At 67.6% G+C, this 14893-nt stretch carries 6 protein-coding genes; 5 read left to right on the top strand and 1 reads right to left on the bottom strand.

Features of this window, described 5'->3' with window-relative positions:
• Entirely contained in the window at positions 1-2154 is a 2154-nt protein-coding gene (locus tag QQM72_RS26335; protein WP_314223318.1) for a helix-turn-helix transcriptional regulator, read from the bottom strand.
• 495 nt (positions 2155-2649) lie between these two features.
• Here QQM72_RS26335 and QQM72_RS26330 point away from each other — a divergent pair, with 495 nt between their 5' ends.
• From QQM72_RS26330 to QQM72_RS26305, 5 genes are all read left to right on the top strand, one after another.
• Complete coding sequence (locus tag QQM72_RS26330) at positions 2650-2895, top strand: hypothetical protein (protein ID WP_314223317.1); 246 nt, start codon at positions 2650-2652, stop codon at positions 2893-2895.
• A 193-nt stretch (positions 2896-3088) separates the two neighbouring features.
• A complete protein-coding gene (locus QQM72_RS26320) occupies positions 3089-7861 on the top strand; it encodes a sacsin N-terminal ATP-binding-like domain-containing protein (protein WP_399078667.1) in 4773 nt (1590 codons plus the stop codon).
• On the top strand, positions 7858-9762 hold the full coding sequence (locus tag QQM72_RS26315; RefSeq protein ID WP_314223315.1) for an ATP-dependent helicase: 1905 nt from the start codon (positions 7858-7860) through the stop codon (positions 9760-9762). Before QQM72_RS26320 ends, QQM72_RS26315 begins: the two co-directional genes overlap by 4 nt.
• Positions 9759-13007 carry a helicase-related protein gene (locus QQM72_RS26310; protein WP_314223314.1) on the top strand — a complete coding sequence of 1083 codons (3249 nt, stop codon included), beginning with the start codon at positions 9759-9761 and terminating at the stop codon, positions 13005-13007. Before QQM72_RS26315 ends, QQM72_RS26310 begins: the two co-directional genes overlap by 4 nt.
• The gene (locus QQM72_RS26305) at positions 13004-14869 is read left to right on the top strand and encodes a DUF1998 domain-containing protein (RefSeq protein ID WP_314223313.1); all 1866 of its coding nucleotides are present in this window, start codon (positions 13004-13006) and stop codon (positions 14867-14869) included. The genes QQM72_RS26310 and QQM72_RS26305 overlap by 4 nt, the downstream gene beginning before the upstream one ends.
• Positions 14870-14893 lie beyond the last annotated feature (24 nt).

Below are 14893 nucleotides of genomic sequence, written 5' to 3'. Positions count from 1 at the left end.
TCACTCCCCCTTGCCGGTACGGAGTTCGACGACGAGCCGGGTGAGCATCGTCCTAACCGGGTGGCTGGTGACGTCGGTGGATCCCCGGAACTTCGCCCGACGCGTGCCGGGTGGGAAGCGCAGGGTACCGTTCTCCACCTCGCAGCCCTCGACCGCCACGAGCTCCGCCCAGTCCAGCTTCGGACGACCTCCGGAACGCACGTCCAGTTGCGCGACCGGCACCATCGGGACGATCTCCTCGCCCCGTGGGATGCTCACTTCGGCGATGATCCGCCACTCCCCGTCGTCGCCGACTGTCGCATCGAGCTTGTCCAGCACCGGCACGACCGGCCCGGCGGGCGTCTTGGCCTTGGGCCTGGTCCTCACGGTCAACGCCTTGCGTACAGCTTCACCGCCTTCGCCGCTGCTGCGTTTCGGCCGCGCCACGACTTCTCTGACCGCGCTGTTGACGTCGGTCGTCAGCGCGTTGATCCGCCGATACGCGGACGGCGACCAGCGCAGGGTCAGCTCCTCCGTCTGCCCCCAGCGGTCATGCTCGGGCGGTTCCGCCGCACGCAGGAAGTCCTCGGCCTCCTTCGCGAACGGGGCCGCTTCTCCGGCCGCCTCGCCCACCAGCAGAACAGCCTGGAAAGGGTTGGTGTTGAGCGGCAGCCTCGAAACGCCGGCCCTCCTGACGGTCATGCGGTTGCCGCGCAATGAGTGCACCTGGTTCTTACCGCCGTCCCCGTCCTTGTCCCGCTCGGCCTCGGTGACAAGCAGGACCGCCTGGTGCGTACCGAGCGTCCCATGGGCACCACCGGAGAGCGGTAGCTTCAGCGGAACGCTGCGCGCCACCACCTGCCCGGCCTCGGTGAGACGATCAACCGTGGTGCCCTCGTAGTGCGCCTTCAGGGCACGAGTCCGGGCGGGCTGCTCGGCAGACGGGTCCACCTGCTTCTCCGGAACGACCTCCTTGCCGTTCCGCAGGGCACGGACAGAGACCTCCAGGAGGGGAAGCCTGCTTCCTCCACCGGTCATCGCAGCCCAGAAGTCCCGTCCGAGCGCCTCGACCAGACGGCCGTGCATCTTGCGGATGTCACGCGTGTCCTCGTCGCCGCTCTCCTCGTTGTAGACGAACTCGTCGTCAGCGTCGGACTTCCCCTCGAGGCTGGCCACGTCGTGCGCACCGACGATGAGGAACGACGTACCGGGCTCGTCACCGTGCCTGCTCAGATGCAGGCGTGCCACCGTCTCCTCGTCCGCCCACCATGAACGGGCGACCATGGCACCGGGCGAATCGGGATCGGGGCGTCCGAACCATGCGGGGCCCGCGTACGGCTCCCCGGCCACCTCACGCCAGGGCAGTTCCAGACGACCGATGACCCGCCGCTCGGTGCGCCCCTCGTGAGGAACGGACAGAGTGGAGTTGATGAGTACAAGTCCGAGCGCGCTGGTGGCCCACAGCGTCGCCTTGCCCAGGCCGTACGAACCACCCGCACCGGGACCGGACTTGAGGCTTTCCAACTGACGCCTGACCACGGCCGCGAACTTGCCGTCCGCGTAGTCGTCGCCGATGAGCCCGGAAGCGTTGTAGTCGTCGACACGCAGCAGGACCAACCGGCCCTTCTCGTACATGTCCCTCACCCCGGCGTCCACGACCCGACCGACCTTCTGGTCACCGGCGGTCTCCGAGACGGCGGTGTAGTGCGGAAAGAGATCGCCCCAGAGGATCGCCTCGCGAAAGGCGTCCAGCGCCTCGCCAGTGAGCTCGTGAAGGGTGTAACGGACCCGGACCGGGCGGCCGTTCTCCGTCAACCGCTCGTCGAGGCTGTTCTGGCAAGTCTCTCGGGCGAGGACCTGCACGTCGGCGTCGAACGCAAAGGCTGCGGCATTGCCCAGGTCACGGCCACCGTCGGAGTAGCCGGGCCGGTGGTACCAACTGACCGGGAGACCGGCCTGAGTGTCGGTGGTACGGGTGTGCACCGTACCCACGTCGGTGCCGAGCGCCTTGGCGATGTCGGTCATGACGGTCGGGCGAGGAGTCGACCTGCCGGTGATCCACGCGGACACGGCGGCCCGGGTCAGCTTGAGCTCGTCGGCCAACTCGGCCTGCGTCTTGCCTGCAAGCTTGAGCTGTCGGGCCAACCATGGCCCGAACTCCTCACCTGTCTCCACGCTTCGCCTGCTCTTTCCTCGGTCCCATGCTGCTCGCATGTCGTGGAACCAAGGTTAATTTGACACTCACGACAGCGTCAACCAACAGTTGATCGAGCTTGACCATCCAGCGACTTCGACTCATTGTCCGACTTGCAACCAATGATCAACTTTCGAACCTTATGCTCCACTTCCTCAAGCGGATCGCTCAACTCCCCTAAAGGGAAAGGAAGTTGGGGTTGCGCATTCGAGTGGCGATCGATACCGTCGTTGACGATGGGGATTTCATCTCGCTCACGGAACCCGAAATCGGGGAAGGCTGGGCGACCTGAGGAGAAGTGCGTCCAAAATCCAACCGTACATACCATCGGAACCCCTCACAGAAGAACCTTCCGAAAAGGATTAGCCAAACGAGTTCTCCACCCCCCAGCGTGATTTGCTGGAAGGAATCCTCACTCAAGCTTCCGACCTATCCATTTTGTTTCACACGGGGGACGTGTACTCGAATACACCCCTGTGCAACTGCAGGATGCGACCTCAGGGGTGAATTACTCGATGAATGAACAGAACGAGGACGAGTCATCGAACTCGCAGCGCGACTCGAGCTCATTTTGGTTGGCCATGAAGACGGCGCGCAGTATGGCCGAGGTCCGGAGTGTTCTTCACTGTTTCGACGTGTCCGAAGAGGAATTTTCCAACCGGCTCCCCTCCCTGGCCAAGCTGGTTCAGGGACTGCCGGACGAGAGCGCACCCCCCACCTGATTCAGCACGTCGTGAGCCCGAAGTATCAGTCTCGCAACAACCGAGGCCTTCCCCCGGGGGCTCTCCTCCTCACGAAGGCATTGTGGCATCACGCCCAGCGCCACGACGAACACGGGCCGGCCGACGATATCGGTGGTCGGCCCGCCGTTCGATTTTTCGCCCGACCCTTTGACACCCCAGGAGCGCAGTAGCAGTGCTGTCTTCGTCCTCACCGGTAATCCAAACCGTTCTCGAGCAGTCCTCGCGTGTCCTGCAGACTTACGCCGTGGACCCGGGTCTCGTGGCCGAGCATGCCAATGGCGAGCGCCGTATCACCCAGGGCGGATATGGTGATCGCCAGCTTTTCGAACTCGTACAGAACGCGGCCGACGAAATTACCGGGGAGCAGGGCGGGCGGATTCACGTCGTCCTCACGGGCACCCACTTGTATTGCGCGAACGAGGGTAGTCCGGTGACCCCGGAAGGCGCCGAGACAATTCTTCGGATGAGTATGTCGAAGAAGCGCGGGGGCCAGATCGGACGTTTTGGAGTGGGCGTTAAATCGGTTCTCGTGGTGACCGACGCACCGGAATTCTTCAGCAGCACCGGAAGTTTCGGATTCGACCGCGCCTGGTCTCACGAGCAGATCAAGTCCGTGCCCGGCGTCACAGCACGCTACGGCGCGGAGTTCGACGCTCCCGTGCTGCGCATGGCCCGGCCTCTGGACGTGCAGGCCGAGCGCGCCTCCGATCACGTCCTGAACGAGCTGCTGAGCTGGGCCACCACCGTCGTCCGCCTGCCTCTGCTCCCGAAAGCCGACGACCGGCTGGGCCGGGACATGCACGGTGGCCGCGCAAAGGACCACGGCGAGCCCCGCGAAGAGTTCCCGGCCGGCTTCCAACTCTTCTCGCCACACGTTGCGAAGGTCGTGCTGGAGGACCGCCGGCCTCGGCCCATGGCCCGTCGGACGTTGACCGCCCAGCAGACCGGCGATCTGCACACCGTGGTCGAGGAGCGAACCGGGAAGGCCGTGACCACCGACCGGTGGCGCGTGTTCACTACCACCCACGAACCCGGTCCGGCGGCCCGTAACGACGCCGGAGAGCTGCACGACCGGCTCTCACTCGACCTCGCCTGGGGCGTCCCGACCCTGGAGAAGGACCGGGAGAGTGGCCTGTACGTCAGCCCGCGCTCCCGCGGACGCGGCACGTTCTGGTCCTTCTTCCCGACCAAATACGAAATGTCGCTGAGCGGCATTCTCAACGGCGCCTGGAAGACGAACGAGGACCGACAGAACCTCCTCGACTCCTCCCCCTTCAACCAGGAAATGATCCGAGCGGCGGCACAGCTGGTCGTCAAGTCGCTCCCCGCCTTGGCACCCGTCGAAGACCCGGCCGCCTACCTACCCTTGCTGCCCGGCCGTGTGAAGGAGGCGATCAGTTGGGCGGACGAGTTCCTGACCGAAGAGATCTGGATGCGTACCACGGTGAACGCATCGCTTCCTGACCAGAACGGCACGCTGCGCGTGCCGACCGAGCTGCGAGTACACCCTCGACCCAAGGACCCGAAGAAGGAATCCAAGTCTCTCCTCCGTTGGCTGCGGTTGTGGCACGAGTGCCCGGACCGTCCGACGAACTGGCTGCATCCGAGCGCCGAAGTGGACTCTCTGCGCTCCGGCAAGGTCGAACACATCCTCGGTGCGGCCAAGCACCGACGAGCGGACGTTCGCGACTGGTTGGAGGCCCTCGTCGAGAGCGGCACCGCTCGGGCATCCGCGACCGCGGTGCGCATTCTGGCCGACATGATCGAGGTCGGTTCCCCGTTCGTCGAGGAGGCCCGCAAGGCCCACATCGTCCTCACCGAGGAGCACGGTCTCGTCGCCCCCGTGCACGGCAAGGTGTACCGCCGCGCCGACCAGGGCGGACTGCGCGAGTCCCTGGTGTACGTGGTCGACGAACTCGCGCAGGACCCCTCGCTGGCGCACGCGCTCGACGTCCTGGGCATTCGGGAGGCCGACGTCGAGGGCCGGTTCGACAGCGTCCTCGATCAGGGCTTCGGTCATTACAGCGAATCGGACTGGGAGCGGTTCTGGGAGCTGTTCCGACAGGCCGGGGTCCGCAGGCTGGCCCACAAGGTCCTGGAGCGGGTACCCACACCGCGCTCGACGCTGCGTGTACGGACTGCCGACGGCCGGTTCAGGCCGCTCGAGGACTGCATGCTGCCGGGTGTCGTGGTCGATGCCGAGCGTGATCCGAGCATCGCCGTCGACATGGCGTTCCACTCCGACGACACCCCCTTCTTCTCCCAGGTCGGTCTGCGAGAACGACCGTCCGGCGGGGTCCGGCCGCAGGAGGGCGAGGCGTGGTTCGAGGAGTACCGAGAAGCCCTCCACGCTGCCTATCTGCGCGGCCTGGACACTCGCGCCCCGCGTCCGGCACTGAACCGGATGAAGGTCGAGGGCGCCGCGATCGGTGGCCCGCTCCACATCTTCCGTGCCCTCTCCGAGGAATCCCGCGCCGCGTTCCTGAAGGTGCTGCCCGACGACGCCGTGGTGGACAACTGGACACGCCAGATCGGCGCGCAGACCAACACTCGCCAGGCGGTGCCCTCACCGATCCGGTGGATGTTGAGGAAGTTCGGCACGATCGCCACGTCCCAGGGGGTCAAGCCGCTGAAGGAGGCCGTCGGTCCCCAACTCGCCGGCTACCGGGACGTGCTGCCGGTCGCCGACATCTCCCCCGAGAAGGCCCGCAGGCTGCGACTTCCGACCACCGTGGACGAGGTTCCGGCCGACCGTTGGGACGCTCTCCTCGACGAGGTGACCCGTAGCGAGGACGACTCGTTCGTCGGTGCCACCTACGTGATGCTGACCCGGTTCGGCGCGGAATTCCCCGAGGACTCCCTGACCCGTTGCCGGATCGGCGACGTCTGGGGCACCCGTCCCGACGACGAGATCACGGTCGCCGTCGGAGCCGCTCAGTACCGGGCGCTCCGCGTCGAGGAGCTACCGGCGCTGATCGTGCCGACGGCCGAGGACGCCGAGCTGATGATCGAGAAGTGGGGCATGCTCCGCTACTCCGACGTGATCAGCCGGGAGACCCGTGAAGTACCGGAGGGTGACCCCGTGCCGCTGGTGGAGCTGTTCCCTGCCCTACGGCAGCGCCTGAGCAGCGGGAACCGGAGCAGCACGGTGCAACGGTGCAGCGAACTGGAGGAGGTCACCCGTACGCCCAACGGCACGCACGCCTCCCCTCTGGACGCCGTACGCCAGGACGGCACGGTCAAGGTCCGCGTTCCTCTGGACCCCGAGCCGATGCTGCGCCTGATCGACCGCGAGCTGGGCCTCGGCCTCGGCCCTGCTGGTTGCCGCGCCGTCCTGGAGCACCAGGACCGCATGGCTCGTGACAGCGAGTTGAAGGCGGCGCAGAAGGCCGTGCGAGAGTCCGCGGACGTGGTGACCAAGATCGAGCTGCTGGTCGGTGCCGACGCGCTCCGGGCCGGTCTCCCGGAGGGACTGATGGAGGCCGAGATGCAGGCGACCGACGGCGCGGAGCCGTCCGGGCGCCGCATCGCGCAGATGGCGTTCAACGCGCACGGTGACGGAGTGCTCCACCAACACGCCCGGGACATCCAGGCGCGCTTTCCCAACGCCCCGATTGCGTACGGCGGTTCGTCGGCGGCCATCGCGTTCGTCTCGGAAATGAGGCTGCCCGTCTCGTTCGCCGGTTCCAGGACTCCGTCCCTGCCTCCGTTCGAGACCGTGGAAGGCCCTCGGGACTTCCCCAGTCTCCACGGCTACCAGGAGGACCTGGTCCGGAACATCTCCACGATGCTCGATCGACTGGCGCCCCAGCGTGGAATGCTGTCGCTGCCGACAGGCGCCGGCAAGACCCGGGTCACGGCCGAGGCCGTGATCCGATGGGTGAAGCGTGTCGGCGACCTGAGAGGTCCGCTGCTGTGGATCGCGCAGACCGAGGAGCTGTGCGAACAGGCCGTCCAGAGCTGGAAGTTCGTCTGGAGCAAAGTGGGCGCCGAACGCCCGCTCACCATCAGTCGGCTGTGGAGCACCGGCGAGGTCGGCGACGTCGTCGACCACCCGCACTTGGTGGTCGCCACCGACGCCAAGCTGGAGCGGTGCCTGGGCACCGACCAGTACGCCTGGTTGCGCCAGGCGTCGCTGGTGATCGTGGACGAGGCGCACACCGCCATTTCCAAGCGATACACCGAGATCCTGGGGCAGTTGGGACTCACCCAGTACGAGACCGGGCGGCATCTCCTGGGCCTGACCGCCACCCCGTTCCGCAACCGCAACGAGGAGGAGACCCGCCGCCTGGCCGGCCGATTCGGCAACCGACTCCTCGACCAAGGAGTCTTCCCGTCGGGCGACCCGTATCGCGACCTCCAGGACTGGCGCATCCTGGCTCAGGTCGAGCACCGCACTCTGGAGGGTGGCCGGATCGAACTCACCCGGGACGAGAAGACACACGCCGATCGCATGGCGATGCTCTCACGCTCCGCCGAACAGCGGCTGACCGACGACCACGCGCGCAGTCGGCGGATCGTCGACTCGGTGGCCGAGCTGCCGGACACCTGGCCTACGTTGCTCTTCGCGACCTCCGTCGACCACGCCAAATATCTGGCGGCCATGCTCAACGACCGAGGTGTCCCGTCCGCCGCCGTGGACTCGACGACCAGTACCCAGGACCGTCGCACCCGCATCGAGAACTTCCGAAACGGACGTATCCGTGTCCTCACCAACTACGGTGTGCTCACCCAGGGATTCGACGCGCCGGCCACGCGTGCCGTGGTCGTGGCGCGACCGGTCTTCAGCACCAACGTGTACCAGCAGATGATCGGTCGCGGACTGCGCGGACCACGGAACGGCGGCAAGGAGAGCTGCCTGATCCTCAACATCAGCGACAACATCACGAACTTCGACACCGCCCTCGCCTTCACCGAGTTCGAGCACCTCTGGAGCCGGAAGTGACCGACGCCTACCAGGACAGCCCTCCGCTCACCGACGAGCAACAGGCCGTCGTCGAAAAGCCCTGGGACGCGCGTGTCCTGGTCACCGCGGGCGCCGGGGCAGGAAAGACACACACCCTGGTGCGCCGGCTCGACGCGCTGTGCGGTCACGAGGACTCCGAGCAGGCCCTGGAGGCGGCCGAGATCCTGGTGCTGACCTTCTCCCGAGCGGCGGCCAGGGAACTGCGCGAACGGATCTCTCGGCACGGAAAACGAGCTCACCGAGTACGCGCCCGTACCTTCGACGCGTGGGCCTATGAGGTGCTCCTCCAGGCACACCCGGACGGCGAGTGGGGTGCGGTCGGCTTCGACGAGCGGATCACCGCCGCGACCCGGGCTGTCGAGAAGGGCGCGCTGGAGATCGGCGACGCGGGGCCACCGGCCCATGTCGTCATCGACGAGGTGCAGGACCTGCTGGGCAGCCGCCGTGAACTGGTGGAGACGCTTCTCGACCGGTACCAGGACAGCTGCGGGTTCACCGTCGTCGGAGACGCCGCCCAGTCCGTGTACGGCTTCCAGATCGAGGTCTTGGGCGAGCGCGCCGACGAGACCGGCCGATTTTTCGACTGGCTGCGCTGCTCCTATCCCGACGACCTGGTGGAGCTGCGTCTCACGCGGAACTTCCGAGCCACCACCGCCGAGGCCCGGGTCGCGCTGGCGCACGGCCCCCTTCTCCAGCAGGTCACCGACCCGGACGAGGCCGGGCGGCTCTACGACGAACTGCGCGATCTGCTTCTGGATCCCGCGAACGGCCTCGGCGACCTGGACGACGAGTTCACCCTGGCCGGCCTGCGGGACCTCTCCGACACCTGCGCCGTCCTCACCCGTGACAACCAGCAGGCCCTCGTGATCTCCGGCCTGCTGCACGCGCACGGCATCGACCACCGGCTGCGGCGCCCGCTGGAGGAGCGTCCGGTGCCGTACTGGGTGGCCGAGTTGCTGCGTCGCACGGAGGCTACCGGCCTCAGCGAGGACCGATTCCGTACGGTCCTCTCGGAAATCCCTCTTCCCTACGAACCTGACGCCGCCACCCTGTGGACGGTGCTGCGTAGGGTCGCGCGCGGAGCGGGGCGCGGGGTGCTCGACCTGGATCGGCTGCGCAGCGCGGTCGCCGAAGGCAGGTTCCCGGACGAGGCGGCTGACCCGGAGAACGCCCCCCTCGTCGTCTCGACGGTGCACCGAGCCAAAGGGCTGGAGTTCGATCGGGTGATCGTCCTGACGCCACCGACCCTGGCCGAGCTCCACAAGCGGTACCAGGACGAGTCGGACCTGCCTGCCGAAGCCCGCGCCCTGTACGTGGCCATGACACGCGCCCGCCAGGACCTGTATCACGTGGCCCCTCCCGAACTGCCGCACTTCAAGCGGGCGGGGAGCCAGAGCCACGGCCGGCGCTATCTCGGGTCGTGGCGGTCGTACGACAGGCACGGGATCGTCGCCGAGGCGGGCGACGTGTGCCGGGACGACCCGCCAGGCCATGAGGTCGACGCCGTCGCCACCCAGGCGTATCTCCTGCAACAGGTGCGCCCCGGCCAGGAGGTGCTGCTGCGCAAGCGCCACGACCTGCCGATGAGCGAGGGCGAGAGCCCACCGTACGTCCTGATGCACGACGGCAAGGAGATCGGCGAGGCCTCGCAGCGGTTCCGCAAGGATCTCTTCCAGGTACAGAAGGTCAACCGCACCTGGGACCCTTGGTGGCCTGACGAGATCCACGACCTGCGGATCGACACCCTGGAGACCGTGACGGGCAGTACCGCCGCCGGCGCGAACGCCGGGCTCGGTGAGCGAGGCGTGTGGATGGCCCCCCGGATCACCGGTATCGGCCGGTACCGCAGGGCCGACAACGACGAGGAGCAGGGCGCATGACGCAGGTGGCAGGCAGGCACTCCGAGTACTACCGGGTCCGGGACGAGGAACTCCTGGTGGGGCTTCGCCGTGAACTCCTGGGCCCCGCCGCCGATGCCGAACCGGACGATCGGGGCGAGGTGCTCACCCAGGACGCGCCGATCGACCGCTACCTGACCGGCGTTCTGTACCCACGTGCCACGAAGGAACGCACAGCGGAAGAGGCCGCCGAGCAGAACGGCCCGGACGACGCTCCCGTGACCACCCGTGGCGACGGCGAGGAGTCCGGCACCCTGCCGGAGGTCGGTGCCTCCGGGGACAGGCGGCCTTCCTCGATGGGCCTGACCTTCGCCGTCAAGCCGGGCATAAGCCGCACGATCGTTGTGTCGGCGCGTGCGGCCGTCTACGAGCCCACGGACGCCGACGGCAAGCGGATCCCGGCCCGTCGCGCCGAGGCCCGTACTGTGGACGACCAGCGTGAACGGTGGCGCCGCCGGGAACTCTCCTTCTCCGAGCAGCGCTTCGACGTGACCGAGGTCGCTCCGAAGGAGCCGATTCCGCTCAGCGACGAAGCCTCACTGCACGTCAACATCCGCCGCTTCGACGAGACCACAGGCACGGTCACGATCACGGTCACCCTGATCAACACACAGAAGATCGGTGAGTGGGATCTGCAGGACGCGTTCTCCCTCTTCCAGTGCGGGCTGACGGTCCGGGCCGCCGACGGCTCCGACGCGTTCGTCGAGCGCCCGGCTCCGGACGCCGCCCACGACCCGGAGGTCGCCACGAGTCGGCTGCTGCACCGCCACGCCCCGACCTTCGCCGTCGGGCACGGCTGTGCCGCCGAATGGGACTGGAATCCGTGGCCTGTCGGCGTGACCGACACGACCCCGGAGATCGCCGTCCCCGAGGTGCGGAGCCAGTTCGTGCCGACGGTGGAGGTGCTGCTCACCGACTCCAACCCCGAGATCGACAGCTCGGCGCTGTCCATGCTGGGTTTGGCGGAGAGGTCCGCCGCCAAGATCCTGACCGCGCTGGAAGGGCTCGCCGACGGGTACGAACGCTGGATCGATCGCAAGGCGGCCGAGACAGAGGATCTGGCCGACGGACCGTACGAGGAACCCGCGCGGGGGCAGGTCAAGGCCTGCCGCGAGGCTCTCGACCGGATCCGCGAGGGCATCGAGCTGTTGCGGACCAAGCCCGATCTGATGAAGGCTTTCCGACTTGCCAACCGCGCCATGGCCGACCAGCGTGCCCGCAGCGCCTGGGTGAAGAGAGGGTGCGCAGGCGTCCCCGAGCCGACCGCCGGACGCTGGCGTCCCTTCCAGATCGCGTTCGTCCTTCTGTGCCTGGCCGGCATCGACGACCCCGAGCATCCTGACCGGAACATCTCCGATCTGTTGTGGTTCCCCACCGGTGGTGGCAAGACCGAGGCCTACCTCGGCCTGATCGCCTTCACCTCGTTCCTGCGCCGTATCCGCAGGGGCGCGGACGGCGGCGGTGTCACCGTCCTCATGCGCTACACGCTGCGGCTGCTCACCCTCCAGCAGTTCGAGCGCGCTGCGATCCTTCTCTGCGCCATGGAGCACATGCGGCGTCGGACACCCGAACTGGGTCGTGAGGAGTTCTCCGTCGGCATGTGGGTGGGACGTTCGGCCACCCCCAACACGCTGACCGAGGCAGGCCTGAAGCTCGACGAGCTACGCGCGAACCTCGACAAGCGCCTCGCCACCGAGAATCCCGTCCAACTGCACGCCTGCCCTTGGTGCGGAACCCGCCTCGACGCACGGAACTACGAAGTCGACGAGGACGCGAAGCGGATGCACGTCCGATGCCCCGGTGCGGACTGCGACTTCGCCGACGGCCTGCCCGTCCACCTCATCGACGAGACGGTGTACGACGCACGGCCGACACTGGTGATCGCCACTGTGGACAAGTTCGCTTCGATGCCCTGGCGTCCGGCGACCTCCGCGCTCTTCAACCGCGACGACGACACGGAGGGCGGCACCCCGCCACCGGAGCTGATCGTCCAGGACGAACTCCACCTGATCTCAGGCCCGTTGGGCACACTCACCGGCCTCTACGAAACGGCCGTGGACGCCCTCGCCGACCGGCCCAAAGTGATCGCCTCCACGGCGACCATCCGTCGCGCGGCCGATCAGGGACGCCACCTCTTCGCCCGCGAAGTACGGCAGTTCCCACCCGCCGGCCTCGACGCCCGCGACTCGTGGTTCGCCGTGGAGACACCCCGCGAGGAGAAGGCGAGTCGCCGCTACGTCGGCCTCCTTGCCCCCGGCACCAGCCAGGCCACCCTCTTGATCCGCACGTACGCCACCCTGCTCCACCGGGCCGCGCAGGCGAAGACCGAGGACGAGGTACGCGACGCCTACTGGAGTCTCGTCGGCTACTTCAACAGCCTCCGACTGTTGTCCGCGGCCGAACTCCAGGTCCACGACGACGTGGTGGCCTATCTCGAGGTGCTCGCCGAGCGCGAGGGGGTGCAAGTCCGACCGGTGGTGAACTACTCGGAGCTGACGAGCCGTATCGACGCCAGTGAGATCCCCACCCGCCTCAAGGGCATCGAGAAGCGGCTGCCCGACGAGGACACCGTGGACGTTCTCCTGGCCACCAACATGATCGCGGTCGGCGTGGACGTGGACCGCCTCGGTCTCATGGCCGTGATGGGCCAACCGCAGACGACCGCCGAATACATCCAGGCGACCAGCCGCGTCGGCCGCGCGCACCCCGGCCTGGTCGCGGTCATGCTCAACTCGACACGTTCCCGGGACCGTTCCCACTACGAGAGCTTCCAGCATTTCCACTCGGCCCTGTACCGCGAGGTCGAGTCCACCTCCGTCACGCCCTTCTCCGCCCGCGCCCGCTACCGGGGCCTGCACGCGGTGATCGTCGCCCTCGCCCGCATCATGATCCCCGCCGCCCGACCCAACGATGGCGCCGGCAAGGTCGAGGCCTACGAAGAGGTACTCCGTGGCCGCATCAAGACGATCCTCCTGAAGCGCGTGGACGCGGTCACTCCGGAAGAAACCAAGGCCGTGTCCCGGGCCTTCGACGAGTTCGTCGACTGGTGGTGCAAAGAGGCCGGCATCCACAACGTCCTGCTGTTCGAGCCCAAGAGGGGCAGTCGCACGCCTTCGCTCCTCAAGGCCTACGACGACGAGTCCGAGGGCACCGGGGCATACCCCACGCTGTGGAGCCTGCGTGACGTCGACGCCGAGACCGCCCTGTTCCTGGAGGGAACCCGATGACCCCGCCCCCCGCCCGCCGTCGCCGTACCGGCGCGGACGGCGCCACACCCGCCCACAACTTTCCGCGGCGCGGTGCGGTCCGCCGCGCCCAGGCGATCACCACGTACGGCGTCGGGTCGCTCATCGCCGTGGACCACGAGTCCTTCATCGTCTCGGGACTCGACGAGGCCGACCGGAGCTGGAGCCCGGACGAGGCCCCGCAGATCCACGAACGGCGGCTGGCCCGAGTGCTCGACGTCGACTGCTTCCGGCTGCCGCCCGCTTCCGACGACACCAGCAAGGACGGCCTCCGGGTCCGACGGTTCCCCTTGATGCATTCCTGCCCGGAGTGCAACGACCTGCAGCGGCACCGCGACTTCAACCCGCCTGCCGGGAGAAGCGTCTGCGGCACGTGTGAGGTCGACCTGGTCCCCTCCCGTTTCGTCGTCGCATGCGAGGCCGGACACCTCGACGAGTTCCCGTACCGGCAGTGGGTGCACCGTTCCGCGGACCGTGGCGCCTCGACGGCGGCACAGTGCGGGGGGAAACTCAAGATGCGCACGTCCGGACGTACTTCCTCCCTGCGCTCCATCCTCGTCTCCTGCACCTGTGGGCAGGCTCCCGAGGTCTCGATGGAGGGTTCCTTCCGGAGGAGAGCACTCAAGGATCTGGGCCTCAAGTGCCGCGGCTCCCGTCCGTGGCTCGGCGCGTCCGCCGTCACGGGTGGATGCGGACTCCCCCTGCGCACCCTGCAGCGCGGTTCGTCGGCAGTCTGGCAGCCGGTGTTGAAGTCGGCGCTCTCCATCCCGCCGTGGAGCAACCGCCGCGCGGATCCGCTCGCCGAACACTGGGACCAACTGCGCGAGCTGAAAAGCCGCGCAGAGGTCGAGATGTGCCTCAAGTTCGTCTTCAAGGGCGAGAGCCCGGTTCCGATCGACGAAGTCATGGCCTTCCTCGACGCCGAGCGGGAGGAAGACCCCACTGGCGACGAAGCGTCCTCCTTCGACCATCGCTATCGTGCCCTGCGCAACAAGGAATACGAGCGTCTCCGCTCCGGCAACGACGAGAGCGAGCACTCCCGTGACGAGGAGTTCGTCTGCGAGACCCCGCTGGGCGACCGAAGCGTGCTCGACCCGCTCGGCGTCACCGGCCCGATGCTGGTCAAGAAGCTCCGCGAGGTGCGTGCCCTGAAGGCGTTCACCCGGCTCGTCGACGCCGAGTCGACGACCGATCCCAAGGAGATGTCGCTCTCCGAACGCTCCCTGCGTTGGCTCCCGGCCATGGAGGTTCGGGGCGAGGGAGTCTTTCTCCGTCTGAACGGGGATCGACTCGGCGCCTGGGAGAAATCCGCTGCGGTGGCAGCTCGGATCGAACGGATGCGTACAGCCCACCAGCGGATGTTGGAACAGCGGGCCGACGACCCGAGCCGCGTCGTCCCCTCCCCCGCCACCCCTCGCATGGTGCTGCTGCACACTTTGGCCCACGTCCTCATCAACGAATGGAGCCTGGAAGCGGGCTACCCGGCCGCGTCCCTGCGCGAGCGCCTCTACGCCGCCGACGACATGGCCGGGGTGCTCATCTACACGGCGACGAGCGACTCCGCGGGCAGTCTGGGTGGCCTGGTCGCTCAAGGTGAGCCAGGGATTCTCGCACGCACGGTCCGTTCGGCCGTCCGCCGTGCCGAGTGGTGTTCCTCGGACCCGCTCTGCATGGAGACCGAGGCGTCCGGCGCCGGCGGAATCAACCTGGCAGCCTGCCACGCCTGTGTGATGCTCCCGGAGACGAGTTGCGAGCACAACAACATCCTTTTGGATCGAGCGCTGCTCATCGGCACCCCGGACGATCCCCGCGTGGGCTTCTTCGCGACCGTACTGGAGCGGTGACACCGGACGGACCATGGGACACCA

The sequence above is a fragment of the Streptomyces zaehneri genome (assembly GCF_032248645.1).
GTDB lineage: Bacteria > Actinomycetota > Actinomycetes > Streptomycetales > Streptomycetaceae > Streptomyces > Streptomyces coriariae.
Note: the sequence above shows the minus strand (reverse complement) of the source record. Positions and strands in the feature narration are given on the sequence as shown.

Excerpts from the sequence above, each read along its gene's own strand:
- QQM72_RS26310 (WP_314223314.1), top strand. The coding sequence starts at position 9,759 with ATGACGCAGGTGGCAGGCAGGCACTCCGAGTACTACCGGGTCCGGGAC.
- QQM72_RS26305 (WP_314223313.1), top strand. The coding sequence starts at position 13,004 with ATGACCCCGCCCCCCGCCCGCCGTCGCCGTACCGGCGCGGACGGCGCC.